10 protein-coding genes and 1 pseudogene are annotated in these 15,941 nt (G+C 38.0%); 3 read left to right on the forward strand and 8 right to left on the reverse strand.

Features of this window, described 5'->3' with window-relative positions; genetic code table 11:
* Positions 1-9: 9 nt before the first annotated feature.
* The 3 genes and pseudogenes from C9E88_RS11920 to C9E88_RS18010 form a co-directional block, all read right to left on the reverse strand.
* Entirely contained in the window at positions 10-1,161 is a 1,152-nt protein-coding gene (locus C9E88_RS11920) for a LuxR C-terminal-related transcriptional regulator (protein ID WP_106986151.1), read from the reverse strand.
* 159 nt (positions 1,162-1,320) lie between these two features.
* On the reverse strand, positions 1,321-5,022 hold the full coding sequence (locus C9E88_RS17665) for a YadA-like family protein (RefSeq protein ID WP_162368842.1): 3,702 nt from the start codon (positions 5,020-5,022) through the stop codon (positions 1,321-1,323).
* Between the two features lie 398 nt (positions 5,023-5,420).
* Positions 5,421-5,486: pseudogene (locus C9E88_RS18010) on the reverse strand (hypothetical protein); the annotation flags it as partial.
* Between the two features lie 243 nt (positions 5,487-5,729).
* Here C9E88_RS18010 and C9E88_RS17855 point away from each other — a divergent pair.
* The gene (locus C9E88_RS17855; RefSeq protein ID WP_227865792.1) at positions 5,730-7,598 is read left to right on the forward strand and encodes a hypothetical protein; all 1,869 of its coding nucleotides are present in this window, start codon (positions 5,730-5,732) and stop codon (positions 7,596-7,598) included.
* 38 nt (positions 7,599-7,636) lie between these two features.
* On the opposite strand, the gene C9E88_RS11935 is transcribed toward C9E88_RS17855, so the two are convergent.
* The 5 genes from C9E88_RS11935 to C9E88_RS11955 form a co-directional block, all read right to left on the reverse strand.
* The gene (locus tag C9E88_RS11935) at positions 7,637-8,788 is read right to left on the reverse strand and encodes a helix-turn-helix domain-containing protein (protein WP_106985697.1); all 1,152 of its coding nucleotides are present in this window, start codon (positions 8,786-8,788) and stop codon (positions 7,637-7,639) included.
* 260 nt (positions 8,789-9,048) lie between these two features.
* Complete coding sequence (gene groL, locus C9E88_RS11940) at positions 9,049-10,683, reverse strand: chaperonin GroEL (protein WP_106985698.1); 1,635 nt, start codon at positions 10,681-10,683, stop codon at positions 9,049-9,051.
* 60 nt (positions 10,684-10,743) lie between these two features.
* Positions 10,744-11,034 carry a co-chaperone GroES gene (locus C9E88_RS11945; RefSeq protein WP_005008328.1) on the reverse strand — a complete coding sequence of 97 codons (291 nt, stop codon included), beginning with the start codon at positions 11,032-11,034 and terminating at the stop codon, positions 10,744-10,746.
* A gap of 179 nt (positions 11,035-11,213) precedes the next feature.
* On the reverse strand, positions 11,214-11,993 hold the full coding sequence (locus C9E88_RS11950; protein WP_106985699.1) for a metallophosphoesterase family protein: 780 nt from the start codon (positions 11,991-11,993) through the stop codon (positions 11,214-11,216).
* On the reverse strand, positions 11,974-12,912 hold the full coding sequence (locus C9E88_RS11955) for a diacylglycerol/lipid kinase family protein (RefSeq protein ID WP_106985700.1): 939 nt from the start codon (positions 12,910-12,912) through the stop codon (positions 11,974-11,976). The genes C9E88_RS11950 and C9E88_RS11955 overlap by 20 nt, the downstream gene beginning before the upstream one ends.
* Before the next feature lie 411 nt (positions 12,913-13,323).
* Between C9E88_RS11955 and C9E88_RS11960 the strand changes: the two genes are divergently transcribed.
* Together C9E88_RS11960 and C9E88_RS11965 are read left to right on the forward strand one after the other, a co-directional pair.
* A complete protein-coding gene (locus C9E88_RS11960) occupies positions 13,324-15,153 on the forward strand; it encodes a phosphoenolpyruvate carboxykinase (GTP) (protein WP_106985701.1) in 1,830 nt (609 codons plus the stop codon).
* A 131-nt stretch (positions 15,154-15,284) separates the two neighbouring features.
* Complete coding sequence (locus C9E88_RS11965; RefSeq protein WP_106985702.1) at positions 15,285-15,926, forward strand: hypothetical protein; 642 nt, start codon at positions 15,285-15,287, stop codon at positions 15,924-15,926.
* Positions 15,927-15,941 lie beyond the last annotated feature (15 nt).

A 15,941-nucleotide genomic window follows, 5' to 3' on the forward strand; every position in this document is an offset into this window, starting at 1 on the left:
CATGTTCCATTACACAATATGCTCAAAACCCATCGACAAACTCATCAGCTTACGCATCAATTCAACCTGAGTGGTACTTTGGGTTTTGGCAAAAATATTTTTAAAATACGTTCGTACCGAACTAATTGTTAAGCTACATTGCGTCGCAATATCTTCCATATTCGCGCCATTGACGAAGCGCACACACATTTCACATTCACGTGTAGTTAATGCAAAAGTTTCCTTTAAGTAATCATTCGAAAGTGAATATTGTTGTTGCTTTTCAGATAAGAACAACACAGCAAATGCACCTTGCTCAATCTGGATTAAATGCTGAATACTACTTAAAGGTGTAATACTTAGCATATAGTCTTGTCCATTTTTGGCTTTCAACTCAAGTACACCACCTATATCATGATGTGTGTCTTGGCGCTTATAGAGCGCACTCTGTACAGTTTTTTCAAATTTAGCTTGTTGATCCCGCCTGACCAGCAAACGATTTTTTTGATCAAATTCGAATAATTTAGATTGCTCTAATAAGGCCTGTGCGGCTTTATTGCTGTATTTTAAAACTTTATCTTCATCAATTAAAATAATGCCAATTTTGATTAAGTCTAATATTTGAAATAAATTTTGCCCCATTGTCTGCGCAAAGCTTAATTGCTTATAGATTTGTAAACTACGACGGATATGCACACCCAGTCGCTGAAAGAACATCATTTCGTCGTGACTAAACTCTTGATTGACTGCTTCACGGTGAATACCTAAAACTGACCAGCGATATTCCCCTTTATCGAGTAATACGGCAGCAATATAACTAATGCCAGTAATTTTTAAGCATTTCTCATAAAATTCTTGTTTGTCTGCATTTGTACTGCTTGCATAGTGACTTAAATCAAAATGCATGACACCACCAACACCAATGCTATCCCATAGTGGAACATGAAGCTTCATATCGATTGCTTTCACATTTTCATCTTGGTAAGCGTCTATGCTTGCTTGAGGAATATTGTATGTAAAAACAATATTATATTTAGGGTTTAATAAATCTAATACTGTCAATATTGCGGTTTTACTGGCTGTATAATCCACAATTTTTTTGAGTATTTCAGGCCATAAAGAAAGATTGACCGCGGCATCGTATATTTCCCCAATGATATGATTTTCAATTTCAATATCCATAAGGTTGCCTTTTTATTGTTTACTTTTCCTAAATATTCATTTTTTTAGTATTCTGTCAAAAATATCATATTTATCACTTAATTAAGCTTTAAATCGAGATATAAAAAATCCCCGCATTTGCGGGGATTCTTTGTTTAATCCAAATGTATTTACGGGTAATTATTTACCGCCAAACACATAAGATACGCCTACACGACCACCCACTTCATTACCACCAGCAAAACCTAGTGCAGCACTGAATGCAGTACGGCCATCATTTAGCACGCTTGCAAGACCTAAAGCAGCAGCAGATTCGCCTTCATAGTGACCAACACCACCAAATACTGCAACTTGACCTGCACCAATGTTTGGAATTTGCTGTTGAGCAGCAAGTGCAATTGCAACCCCCCGATACGATGTTTGCTCTACATCACCCACTCGACTATTTAATTGACTAACACGTGAATCCAATACGCTTACTTGCGTATCTGTATAAGACTTTGCTGACGCTAATGTATCAACACCTGTTTTAGCAATTACAGAATTAATTCGTGCAGATTCTGCTGTTGCCTCACTTCTAATCGTTTTTGCAGTCTCATTTGTAAATGCATTGGCTGATGCTAAAATTGTTTGATCAGCATCTTTCATTTGCTTTAAATTTACTGCATCAGTATCTATAGTCCCTGCCTTAACATTAGTTATTTGACGCTCACTCCCTGTTGAACCAACGGATACAGTATTATTCCTTGTTGAGCTTGAGTTATTTCCAAGAACAACTGTATTTTGTGCTGAGGTGTTTACGTTGTTACCCAATACAAAAGTGTTATCACCTGAAATGGTGTTATCATTACCAAAAGCATAACTGGCACTACCTGAAACTATATTTGGATCACCCAACGCGCCAGAACGATCTCCGCTAACAATATTTCCTGTACCAATACTAACAGTTTGTACACCCAAAGCCTGTGCACCAGATCCTAACGCTATTGATGAAGCTCCGTTAGCTGTTGCACTATGTCCCATAGCCAAAGCAGAAGCACCACCAGTACCCGTACTTGCATTCTGCCCAATTGCTATTGAATCTTGTCCAGATGCAGTAGCTTGCTGTAAACCTTGTGATGAGCTCACCGCAACATTTGGGGAACCATTCAAATTTGCATCAGTATATGCTTTCGCTTGCGCAAGGGTATTAGCATCTGCTTCTGAAATTACCGTATTCAACCTACCAGTTTCAGCTAATGTCTCTTTACGTAAAATTGCTACCGTATCTGCTGTATTTTTGTTTGCTGAGGCCAAAGTTGCTTTATCACCATCGGTGATTACTTGATTTACACGTGCTGATTCTATTGAAGCTTCTTGACGCAATACTGTAGCTGTATCCGCAGTCGTTTTATTGGCAGAAGCTAAAGTTGCCTTGTCTCCATCGGTGATGGTTTTATTTACCTGAATAACTTGAGCTGATACCTCTTGACGTAAAGCAGTTGCCGTATCCGCTGTGGTTTTATTTGCAGAAGCCAAAGTTGCCTTATCACCATCAGAAATTGCTTGATTAACGCGAGCTGTTTCCACAGAAGCTTCTTGACGCAAGGCTGTAGCCGTATCTGCTGTAGTTTTATTTGCAGAGGCTAAAGTTGCTTTGTCTCCATCTGTAATGGCTTGATTGACACGTGCTGTTTCTGCTGAGGCTTCTTGACGTAATACCGCTGCTGTATCTGCTGTAGTTTTATTTGCAGAAGCCAAAGTTGCTTTGTCTCCATCTGTAATGGCTTGATTGACACGTGCTGTTTCAACGGAAGCTTCTTGACGTAATACCGCTGCTGTATCTGCTGTAGTTTTATTTGCAGAAGCCAAAGTTGCTTTGTCTCCATCTGTAATGGCTTGATTGACACGTGCAGTTTCTGCTGAGGCTTCTTGACGTAATACCGCTGCTGTATCTGCTATGGTTTTATTTGCAGAAGCTAATGTTGCTTTATCTCCATCAGAAATTGCTTGATTGACACGTGCTGTTTCAACGGAAGCTTCTTGACGTAAATCTACTGCCGTATCCGCTGTATTTTTGTTTGCAGAGGCCAAAGTTGCTTTGTCTCCATCTGTAATGGCTTGATTGACACGCGCTGTTTCAACGGAAGCTTCTTGACGTAATGCAGTTGCCGTATCCGCTATGGCTTTATTGGCAGAAGCTAAAGTTGCTTTATCTCCATCGGTAACGGCTTGATTTACACGTCCTGTTTCTACTAAGGCTTCTTGACGTAAAATTGCAACCTGATTATCTGTATATGTATTTACACCAATAAGAGAATCACGCAACAAACCATTTACTTGACCTAAATTAACTGCTTGATGATCATCAACAGCATTAGCCAAATGATTGATATAATTATTTTGAACATCAATAGTATTTGTTTTTAATGCCCCTTTTACTTGCAAATCACCAGCAATCAGCTCATTAATATTAGCGGTATTTATAGATGCATTGCCATTCAAGTACAAATTGGCTGTGCCATTATAGCTATCAATCAATCCTGTAGATTGACCATTCTGATCCACAAATTGAACCGTAGATGTATTTAAACCCCTCAAGTCCATCTGGTTAATTCCTGTTAAGGTACCATTTACTTGTAAATCACCTGTGGTCAGTTTACTTGCTGTTAATTCATTAATATTAGCGGTATTTATAATTGCATTGCCATTCAAATATAAATTTGACGTGCCATTATAACTATCAATAAAACCTGTAGATTGACCATTCTGATCCACAAATTGAACCGTAGATGTATTTAAACCCCTCAAGTCCATCTGGTTAATTCCTGTTAAGGTACCATTTACTTGTAAATCACCTGTGGTCAGTTTACTTGCTGTTAATTCATTAATATTAGCGGTATTTATAATTGCATTGCCATTCAAATATAAATTTGACGTGCCATTATAACTATCAATAAAACCTGTAGATTGACCATTCTGATCCACAAATTGAACCGTAGATGTATTTAAACCCCTCAAGTCCATCTGGTTAATTCCTGTTAAGGTACCATTTACTTGTAAATCACCTGTGGTCAGTTTACTTGCTGTTAATTCATTAATATTAGCGGTATTTATAGTTGCATTGCCATTCAAATATAAATTTGACGTGCCATTATAACTATCAATAAAACCTGTAGATTGACCATTTTGATCCACAAATTGCACCATAGATGTATTTAAACTTCTTAAATCCATCTGATTGATTCCCGTTAAAGCTCCATTTATCTGTAAATCACCAGTGGTCAATTTACTTGCTGTCAATTCATTAATATTGGCTGTAGTTATATTTGCATTGCCATTAAGTTGCAAATCAGTATGGCCATTTTGACTATAAATATAACTACCATCCGATTGACCATTTTGATCCACAAAAGATAGGCCAGTTGCACGCAAATCGTTAATATTCATTTGGCTTACACCAGAAAGTGTGCCATTAATTTGTAAATTATTTGTTATTAATGTCCCATTAATATTTGTATCATTTAAATTAGAAGTCCCAGATACAGTATTATCTCCAGATAAATATAAATTTGTTAGACCATTATAATATTGGATCGCACTTCCCGCATAATTCCCATAATCATCGGTAAAATACACATTTTGAACAGTTTGGGTCACCGTGTTTTGCGATGTGCTAGATACACCTCCATTAACATTAATAGTATTAGCTGTAAGGTCATTAGCATTAATTAAATTCGCTGCTATTAATCCTGATGAGTTTATGTTATTTACAGTCAGCTCTGGTGTCTGAATATAGTTAGGAGCTATTACATCATCTTGCACAGTAGCATTTGCTATACCTGCATAGCCATAGATAATATAGAAAATAGAAGCTGTTAGGGCTGTATATTTATATTTCATAAGGTTCACCTTTCTTGACATTTAGTTTTTATTCAAGAAAAAATCCTATACTCAACAATGTTCCGTAATACATCCCCATTTAAGGATATTTTTATTTTAAATAATCTTTTTAAAGCTTTTTTTTCAATACAATTTCATAACCATTAGTAAAAAAAAATTTATAACCCCTATCAACAAAACAAAATTTTAAAAAATAAGTATATTTTTTAAAATTTCTTTTTACTAACTTGTAACGTATTTTCATAACATAAATAAATTTTAAATATAAAAAATCCCCGCATTTGCGGGGATTTTTTTGTTTAATCCAAATGTATTTACGGGTAATTATTTACCGCCAAATACATAAGAAAGACCTACACGACCACCAACAACACCAATTGCAGCGCTAAGTGAAGTACGGCCATCACTATAATAGCGAGCACACCTGCAAAAATTGGACGTTCAATAAAAAATTTTGACAGCATAGAACAAGATCACTTTCTGGTGGCGATTGGGCTTAAACACGCAATATTTTTCTTCAAATTAACATAGGCGAGTGGATCTTCCGTGACTGAAAATCAAAAAATTATACTTTTTCACAAAAATATTGTTTTTTCTTCATTTTTTCTCACAGATTTTGTATTTGACCTCCCAATTTTGGGATAGCTCCTAGATTCATCTTATTTCTATACTTCTGACATAACAATTTGGATGACAAGGAATTCATGATGAAAAAAACCTTATTATGCTTAACTTTAGCAGGCTTACTCAGTGCATGTGGCGGGTCAGACAATGATTCTGGTAGTTCTGCTCCCCCACCATCAAACACCACAAAAACTGGCGTACTGACCGATGGGCCTGTGAGTGGTGCAACTTATACAATTAATGGTGTCTCTAAACGTACAAATGCTCAAGGGGAGTTTGAATATCAAGAGGGTGATGAAATCACTTTCTCCATCGGAAATATTGAAATTGGCACAGTGATTGGTGCTGATCGTATTACCCCTGTGGAGTTAGCTGATGATGTAACAACACGAACAAATTTACTTATTTTTTTACAATCTTTAGATTCTCAGGGGGGGCATGACGATGGTATTCAAATCCCTGACTCAGTGAGTCAACTCCCTGCAAACTCAATTGACCTCTCTAAACCAACAACTGAATTTATTACAAGCTTTCAACCTGTTCTACAAACAATAGAAGATTTTAAAGATAAAGTCGTAGTTAGCGCAACAGAAGCACAAGCTAACTTTAACCAAACACTACTCAAAGATATCGTTGGGGTTTGGTATGCGAAAAATGCTGACTCAGAAATCGTACTTCAAGTAACCTCAGACGGGAAATACCTGATTGGCGAACCTATTGTTAGCTCACCATCTGATAGTGCAAATGGCATGGAGTATGGTGAATTATCGGTAAATGCTGTTGCTGGAGATTTATGGGCGCAATCTTCAATTGATACAAATGAAGATTGGGGCTTAACTGATTCTGGAAAAACACGTGATATGAAAATATCATTTGATGGTACGCAGTTAAAAATTTCTGAAGCTCAAAACCCTAATGAAAGTGCAACATTTACTAAAGTCCCTCAAAACAATTCGAGCATTGCCGGTGCTTGGAACTCAAGTTCAGGCAAGCAACTATTTGTTTTCAATCCAGATAATAATACCTATATCATGGTTGATGCTGTTGGGGACGATCAAGTGGAAGTTGGAGAAATGCCTTGTGGTGGACCAGGTATCGAATATGGTAAATATCGTGTTCAAGATGGAAAGTTATTCGTAGATAATATCCTGATCGATACAAATGGCTGTGCAGGCTTATCTGACAATAGTGCAAACTCAAGCTCAGGTCTACCAGTCACGGTTAATTCGACATCACTTACACTCCACGAACCAAATGAAGGTACATTTATACTCACAAGACCCAATACAGAAGGTGCTACCACAAGTAGCGCAAGCCAATTCTATAAAGATATTGCTGGAACTTGGGAAATTGGACGTACCAATGCATCTGCTGTTTTATTACATATTTTACCCGATGGACGTTATGCTCTGGGTGAAGCAGATGTAGCTGATGAAACAGGGAAGCCTGGTATTGAAATCGGACAATTAAATTGGAATGCTTTAACCTCAGCGCTGAACCCTGTAATTTCCATAGATACAAACGGTGACTACGGGCTTTCACATCCTGACAATGATGGTCACCACCGCCTAAGTTATAATGGCACAGATCTAGTGCTGACTGATGTAGGAAGTAATAGCACCTATATTTTAACTAAAGTAAAACAATCATCAGGTCTAGTTGGCACTTGGCAATTTAATCAAACTCACTTGTTTGCTTTCTTTGACACAGGATTCTATTTCTTGTTAGACACCGAAGGTGATTGCGATAACCCAGGAATTGAATATGGTAAATATTCAATAACATCCAATACACTTGCCGTAACAGAAGTGTTATATGACACCAACGGTTGCGGTGGATTACATGACACTTCGGATAGCGCTAAAGTTAATGCAACTTATAGCATCTCCGGAACAAGTCTAACCTTGCATCCACAAGGCGAAGACACTATTACCCTACAACGTAGTAACTAAACATATTTTAAAGCTGCCTAAGCAAAATTTAGGCAGCTTTAACCAATATGCTCAAAATGAATGGTACAACCCATTAATAAATGCATGAGTTCAATTTGCGATTTGCATTGGGTTTTTTCATAAATATTTTTAAAATAAGTGCGCACCGAACTGAGCGTAACTCCACAATGTTCCGCGATTTCTTCTAACTTACAACCATTCAACAACAACTCACACAGCTCAAACTCACGTTTAGACAATTGATAAGCTTGCTGCAAATAGGCTTTTGACAAGGCATAGTGCTGATGCTTATCGGTCAGAAATACCGCAATTTGATGTTGTCCTGCATTTTGATGCTGCATATTTTTTAATTTAGAACAAGGTACGATAGTCAGCATTAATTGTTTTCCTTTCGCATCTGACAAAGACAATACACCGCCTACATCTGCGTTTAATGCCGACTGTCCCAACAACGCTGAATGTAATAATTGATCTAAACGACTTTGATCATAAGCATGGGTTTTTAAACGATTATACAAGTCCAAATCTAAACATGAATCGTGTTCCAGCATGCTTTGAGCTAAAGGGTTTGAATAAATCAAACTCAGCTGATGATCAAGCAAAATTACACCTGTTTTTAAATGATCGAGCACACTATACAAACTTAAATTTTCTTGTTTAACCAAACTAAATTGACGATGGATTTGTAAGGCACGGCGCAAATGCACACCCAAATGCTTTAAAAAATCCAACTCTTTTTGTTGATACGGCGCTACATCTGGCGCACGATGTAATCCTAAAACTGCCCAACGATGTGAACCCTGATCGAGCAAAACAGCCGAGATATAACTAATTCCCGTCGGATTCAAACACCGTTCATAAAAGATATATTCATCACTTTCAGGGTTTTCCCCATAATGCGATAAATCCGAGCTCGCTACTTGCCCCACACCTAAATTTTCCCACAATACTCGGTGTAACTGCATGTCAATCACGCGAATCCGCTCATCACGATAGGCATGCAAAGCTTCATCTGGAATATTGTGACTAAATAAAAAATCGTAACTTGGACTAAATTGATCTAAGGCAGTAAAAATGGCGGTTTTACTGTCTGTATATTGAACAATTTTTTCAATTACTTGCGGCCATAAATTCACATCTACAGCGGCATCATAAATACTGCCTATAATTTCGTGTTCTCGGTTATCCATTTTTATCCCCTTTATGCCTACTCCAGCCTGCATTACATTTATTTAATCATTTGTTTTTATTATTGTTCTAAACAAGAATAATAAGTTTTATTCACAAAAAAAAGTAGTTTAGATACATATCACACATTTAATACGTAAATAAAAAATAGCTAGGTGATTTTGTCTTTTCACGTGTGCAATCTCTACATTACAAAAACTGCGCCATAAAAAAACCCCGTATCTGACGATACGAGGTTTTTGAAGTTTGGGTACGCTGAGGTTTACATCATACCGCCCATACCACCCATGCCACCCATATCTGGCATTGCTGGCTTGTCTTCTGGGATTTCAGTAATCATACATTCAGTTGTAAGCATAAGACCTGCAACAGATGCAGCATGCTCAAGCGCAGAACGCGTTACTTTAGCTGGGTCAAGAATACCCATTTCAAGCATATCGCCATACTCTGAAGTTGCAGCGTTATAACCGAAGTTACCTTCACCGTTTTTCACAGCATTGATTACAACTGATGGCTCATCACCAGAGTTTGCAACGATTTGACGAAGTGGCGCTTCAATTGCACGACGTAAAATGTTAATACCTACATTTTGGTCATCGTTAGCACCAGACACACCTTCAAGTGCTTTTGCAGCACGTACAAGTGCAACACCACCACCTGCTACAACACCTTCTTCAACTGCAGCACGAGTTGCATGAAGTGCATCGTCAACGCGATCTTTCTTCTCTTTCATTTCAACTTCAGTTGCAGCACCGATTTTGATTACAGCAACACCGCCTGCCAATTTAGCAACGCGTTCTTGAAGTTTTTCTTTGTCGTATTCTGAAGTTGATTCTTCAATTTGCGCACGAATTTGAGTTACCCGTTCAGCAATTTGCTCTGCAACACCTGCACCATCAACAATTACTGTGTTTTCTTTAGAAACAGTAACTTTATGCGCTGTACCTAAATCTTGAAGAGAAGCTTGTTCAAGTGACATGCCAACTTCTTCAGAAATCACAGTCGCGCCAGTTAAAATCGCGATATCTTGAAGCATAGCTTTACGACGATCACCAAAACCTGGTGCTTTAACCGCACATACTTTGATAATACCGCGCATGTTGTTCACTACAAGTGTAGCCAACGCTTCGCCTTCAACATCTTCAGCGATGATAAGAAGTGGTTTACCTGTTTTAGCAACAGCTTCAAGTACAGCAATCAATTCACGGATGTTGCTGATTTTTTTGTCTACAAGAAGGATGAATGGGTTTTCAAGTTCTGCAGTTAACGTATCTTGTTTGTTTGCAAAGTACGGGCTGATATAACCACGGTCAAACTGCATACCTTCTACAACGTCAAGCGAGTCTTCGAAGCCTGAACCTTCTTCAACTGTAATTACGCCTTCTTTGCCTACTTTTTCCATTGCTTGCGCAATTAAAGAACCCACAGTTGTATCAGAGTTCGCAGAGATCGAACCAACTTGCTCAATCGCTTTAGAGTCAGAAGCTGGTTTAGCTGTCGCTTTAATTTCAGCAACAACCGCTTTAACTGCGATGTCGATACCGCGTTTAAGATCCATTGGGTTCATACCAGCAGTTACTGATTTGATACCTTCGTTTAGGATTGCTTGAGCAAGTACAGTTGCAGTTGTTGTACCGTCACCCGCGATGTCATTGGTTTTTGAAGATACTTCACGTACAAGCTGAGCACCCATGTTTTCAAACTTGTCTTTTAGCGTAATTTCTTTTGCTACAGAAACACCATCTTTAGTGATGTGTGGCGCACCGAAAGAACGGTCGATGACAACGTTACGGCCTTTAGGACCTAAAGTTACTTTTACTGCGTCTGCAAGTACGTTTACGCCCGCGATCATTTTTGAACGCGCTGAATCACCAAATTTTACGTCTTTAGCTGACATGGTTTACTCCAAAATTTTTAATATATTTTTCAAATCGAATTCGGTTTGAGAGATCTAAACTTAGCCTTCAAGTACAGCTAAGATGTCAGATTCTTTCATCACAAGAAGTTCTTCACCTTCAACTTTTACTTTAGTGCCTGCATAAGCACCAAAAAGTACGTTGTCGCCTACTTTAACGTCGAGTGCGCGTACACCGTTGTCAGTTACTTTGCCATTACCCACTGCAATGATTTCACCTTGAGCTGGCTGTTCAGCAGCAGAAGTACTCAAGATTAAACCGCCAGCAGTTTTAGTTTCTTTCTCAACACGGCGGATAACAACGTTGTCATGTAAAGGACGAATCTTGCTCATTTCTAGCTCCATAGACATTTAAAAATGTCATTGATTACGATGTGAAGATGACTTCTTATTCCTAGGTCATCGACAAAATTTTGATATGACACTTTTGTGGGGATGGAAAAATCTGCTTCAAGGGCTAAAATTAAAAAAAGTGCTTTTTTTGTAGATTTTTTATGCAGTTTCAATCTTTTCTAAATTAAAGCTTCTAATTGTTGCGCCAAACAAAACTGTTGGCTGGCCATATCAAAGACATAAGCTTGCATATTTCCGTGCATATCAAGAGTATTAAAACTATTGGCTAAACCATGATGTAATCGATGTGATGTCGCCGTTCCTGCATGAATCTCCCAAATGGGATGATCACAACCCAGCTGATAAATTTGATTTAAATCATAGCGCGCTACTTGATGTAAATGCCCATGCAATAGCCCATTTAATCCATTTTTAGCCCAAGTCTGTAAAGCCATTCGCCCGAGCACAGGACAATCTTTCAACGCTTCTTTCTCTTGTGGCGGTATATAAAATGGCTGATGTGCAACCACGTATTTAAGCTTTTGCTGTGGCGCTTGCTTAAGCAATTGATCCACTTCTGCAATTTGCGCCAAAGAAATATGTCCACGTGTATGGTAACGTCGACGGATGCTATTTACCCCAACAATCATGAAATGTTCTGTTTCTAGCGTTGTTTCCATATTGCCAAAAAAAAGTTGATAACGCGCAAATGGACTAATAAATCGATTCCACAAATGAAATAGCGGTATATCGTGGTTTCCAGGCACCACCAAATATGGACGCTTTAAACTCTCTAAAAATTGCTTACACGCATAAAATTGCTGAAAACGTGCGCGCTGAGTTAAATCCCCACTCACAACAATAAGCTCAGGTTGATGCAGGGCACAAAAATCACCTAAGGCACGTATACATTCGGGTTGCTCTGTCCCAAAATGTAAATCAGAAAGATGAACTAACATTAGGCACCATAATCTTTAAGGCATGTTTATGTACCTTTATACATAAAGGTGGATATAACTCTTTAAGTTCCCCATCGACAGCCACGGTTAGTTTTTTACTATTTGCATGTATTTTGACTTCATCTGCAGCAAAGCTATAAACATCTGGAGTATGTTCTAGGTTGCCACGAATCAGTTGCCACAGCATTTTAAACAAGCTGAGTTTATCGCTCTTAGCAACCACTACGCCTGCGACTTTGCCTAAAGCAGCCTGTTTTGCAATTTTTAAATTTAGATCTGCCAACTGTAGCTGATTATTACCAAAGAAAATCAGCGGTGTTTTAACAGGATAATAAATAGTATCCACTTCAATCTGTAGTTTTAATTCCTTGCGATCACGAATTAATACATCTAAGCCCGAAGTGTATGCATGTACTGGAAAGCGCCCAAAACGTTGATTATAAATTTCACGTTTTTTTATAAATAAAGGATATAACCCCAAACTCGCATTATTTAAATAAATATGGTTATTAATGCTGGCAACATGCGTTTCACGAATTAGCCCCTGCACAATAACTTCTGCAGCCTGTTTTAATTGCAGTGGTATATCCAACACACGTGCAACATAATTAAATGTACCTAAAGGCAATATTCCCATTGGAATTGACGTACCCATTAAGTATTGCGCAACAGCATTTAAGGTGCCATCTCCACCCGCAACCACCACAACTCCATGATTATCAAGTTGTTGATGACGCGCTAACACATGCGACATGAAATTTGCAAAGTTTCCAAATTCACTAATTTCAAATGACTGTATTTCAAAATCATGCGCCGAGAAAATATGCAATATTTCCTCATATCCATCTTCTTTTTGATTGGCATGAAAACCTGAATTTTGATTATATATAATGGATAAAGGTTTCGTTTGTTTAGACATTTTTTATACGTCTCAACCCTGAATATTATTATTTTGTAGAATTTATCAACAATTAATAGCACCTTTATGTAAAATTCGAATTACCACCATTTATTTAATCAATAATATTTCCCAATTACAAAGCAAGTACAAGCCATTGTTTTATATAATTATATATAAAATAAATAATACCCATTAAAACAAAAAATATGATTAAAAAATAATTAAAATAACACAAGTTGTTGTTATTTAACAAAATAAATCATAAATAGCATTATCTACCAAATAAAATCTACCACTTCTTTAGTCTTATTTTTTTTATGAAATTATGCTTTAATAGCGCCACTTTTTTTAATATTTCATCTGCGCATTGTAACCCTTTGCACAGATTAGACTTTGTACAGTTTGTACACACTTTAGATAGGCCTCACCATGACCCAAGTGAACGCACCAGAATTCGTTCGTCACCCTAAGCTTATTGCTTGGGTGGAAGAAATTGCAAAATTAACCAAACCAGCAAAAATCGAATGGTGTGACGGTAGCGCAGAAGAATATCAACGTTATATCGACTTGATGATCGCTAACGGCACAATGCAAGAACTTAACCAAGAAAAACATCCTGGTTCTTACCTTGCTAATTCTGATCCTTCTGACGTTGCTCGTGTTGAAGGTCGTACTTACATCTGCTCTGAAAAGCAAGAAGATGCTGGCGCAACAAACAACTGGGAAGCTCCAGCTGAAATGCGTGCTCGTCTTAACGGTTTATTCGACGGTTCAATGAAAGGTCGTACTTTGTACGTAGTACCTTTCTCTATGGGTCCTTTAGGTTCTCATATTGCTCACATCGGTATCGAACTTACTGACTCTCCTTACGTTGCTGTAAGCATGTCTAAAATGGCTCGTATGGGTAAAGCTGTTTATGACGTTCTTGGTACTGATGGCGAATACGTACCTTGCGTACACACTGTTGGTGCGCCACTTGCAGAGGGCGAAAAAGACGTTGCTTGGCCTTGCAACCCTGAAAAATACATCGTTCATTACCCAGAAACTCGTGAAATCTGGTCTTACGGTTCTGGTTACGGCGGTAACGCATTGTTGGGTAAAAAATGCCTAGCTTTACGTATTGCTTCTTCAATGGGTCGTCAACAAGGTTGGTTAGCTGAACACATGCTGATCCTTGGTGTGACTAATCCACAAGGCGAAAAACACTACATCGCAGCTGCATTCCCATCTGCTTGTGGTAAAACAAACTTTGCAATGTTGATTCCACCAGCTGGTTATGAAGGTTGGAAAATTGAAACTGTAGGTGACGATATTGCTTGGATCAAACCAGGTGAAGACGGTCGCTTATATGCAATCAACCCTGAAGCTGGTTTCTTCGGTGTAGCGCCTGGTACAAATACTAAGACTAACCCGAACTGTATGGCTACTCTTCACAAAGACGTTATTTATACAAACGTTGCTGTGACAGACAATGGCGAAGTATGGTGGGAAGGTCTTTCTAAAGAAGCGCCTGCTAATCTTACAAACTGGAAAGGCCAACCGCATACTGGCGCTGAAAAAGCTGCGCATCCAAATGCTCGCTTCACTGTTGCTGCTGGTCAATGCCCTTCTATCGATGCTGACTGGGAAAATCCAGCTGGTGTTCCAATCTCTGCGTTCATCTTCGGTGGTCGTCGTGCAGACACAGTGCCTCTAATTTCAGAAGCATTTGACTGGGTTGACGGTGTTTATAAAGCTGCAACTATGGGCTCTGAAACAACTGCTGCTGCTGTTGGTCAACAAGGTATTGTTCGTCGTGACCCATTTGCGATGCTTCCATTTGCTGGCTACAACATGGCTGACTACTTCACTCATTGGTTAGAAATGGGCGAACAAGTAGGCGAGAAAGCTGCTGCTGCTGGCAACAAGCTTCCTGGTATCTACAACGTGAACTGGTTCCGTCGTGATGCTGAAGGCAACTTCGTATGGCCTGGTTTCGGTCAAAACATGCGTGTTCTTGAGTGGATCATTGACCGCTGTGAAGGTCGTGCTACTGCAATTGATACACCAATCGGCCGTGTACCAACTTATGAACAATTGAACTGGACTGGTTCAGACTTCACTAAAGAACAATTTGACCTTGTTACTTCTCAAGACAAAGATCAATGGATCAAAGAACTTGAAAGCCACACTGAATTGTTCAACAAGTTAGGTGACCGTTTACCAGCTGCGCTTAAAACTCGCCAAGACGAGCTTTTAGCTGCTGTTAAATCTGCTTAATCATTTAAGCGATTAAAAAAAAGACCGCTATATGCGGTCTTTTTTATTTTTATTAAATCTTTTACCATTAACTCTTATAAACCCAATTTAGTGATACAATTAATAAAATCAATAGATTATCTCTCAATTTCATGAATAAAAAATATTCTACCACCTATAGAATAAAGACTATCGAAGCTTTGGAACAATCTAAAAAATTAGATTTTGAAAATATTATTCCCATAAAACCATATTCAAAAATATCTAATAAAAAACTTGAAGAACTATCATTCTTATTAAATGAAAGAATTTTACCTATTCTTATCAGTCAATTTGGAAATAATTATAGAGGAGCCTCTTGTATTAATTTTTCTGCAGCTTTATATGCATGGTTAAACGCACTAAACTGTGATGCTGAAATAGTTTTTGGAGAAGTTGAAATTTTCCACACAGATGAATTTGATGTCACTTTAGAAAACTTAACGCACGAATACAAAAACAATATTAGATCTGGCGTCCAAAATGTTCATGCGTGGGTTACGATTGGTGATGATATTATAATTGATGCCTGCCTCCCTGATAGAATTTTTAAATATTATAAAGTGCCACAGTTACCCAATATTTTTGTTACACGCGCATATATAATGGCTGAAAGATGGAAATCCAAATATAAGCCTATGTTAATAGGCTCAGATTTCATCAATAAAACCAACAACTTCAATCCAATTGATGCCATTCCACAAATTCAATCAATGATTAACAAATGGATGACTTCAGAAATAAATTCGCAATAGTAAATAAAGATATCT

Source organism: Acinetobacter cumulans (genome assembly GCF_003024525.3).
In the GTDB taxonomy this organism is placed as follows: domain Bacteria; phylum Pseudomonadota; class Gammaproteobacteria; order Pseudomonadales; family Moraxellaceae; genus Acinetobacter; species Acinetobacter cumulans.

Coding starts and splice junctions, on each gene's coding strand:
- C9E88_RS11920 (WP_106986151.1), bottom strand. CDS start 1,161: ATGGATATTGAAATTGAAAATCATATCATTGGGGAAATATACGATGCC.
- C9E88_RS17665 (WP_162368842.1), bottom strand. CDS start 5,022: ATGAAATATAAATATACAGCCCTAACAGCTTCTATTTTCTATATTATC.
- C9E88_RS17855 (WP_227865792.1), top strand. CDS start 5,730: ATGAAAAAAACCTTATTATGCTTAACTTTAGCAGGCTTACTCAGTGCA.
- C9E88_RS11935 (WP_106985697.1), bottom strand. CDS start 8,788: ATGGATAACCGAGAACACGAAATTATAGGCAGTATTTATGATGCCGCT.
- groL (WP_106985698.1), bottom strand. CDS start 10,683: ATGTCAGCTAAAGACGTAAAATTTGGTGATTCAGCGCGTTCAAAAATG.
- C9E88_RS11945 (WP_005008328.1), bottom strand. CDS start 11,034: ATGAGCAAGATTCGTCCTTTACATGACAACGTTGTTATCCGCCGTGTT.
- C9E88_RS11950 (WP_106985699.1), bottom strand. CDS start 11,993: ATGTTAGTTCATCTTTCTGATTTACATTTTGGGACAGAGCAACCCGAA.
- C9E88_RS11955 (WP_106985700.1), bottom strand. CDS start 12,912: ATGTCTAAACAAACGAAACCTTTATCCATTATATATAATCAAAATTCA.
- C9E88_RS11960 (WP_106985701.1), top strand. CDS start 13,324: ATGACCCAAGTGAACGCACCAGAATTCGTTCGTCACCCTAAGCTTATT.
- C9E88_RS11965 (WP_106985702.1), top strand. CDS start 15,285: ATGAATAAAAAATATTCTACCACCTATAGAATAAAGACTATCGAAGCT.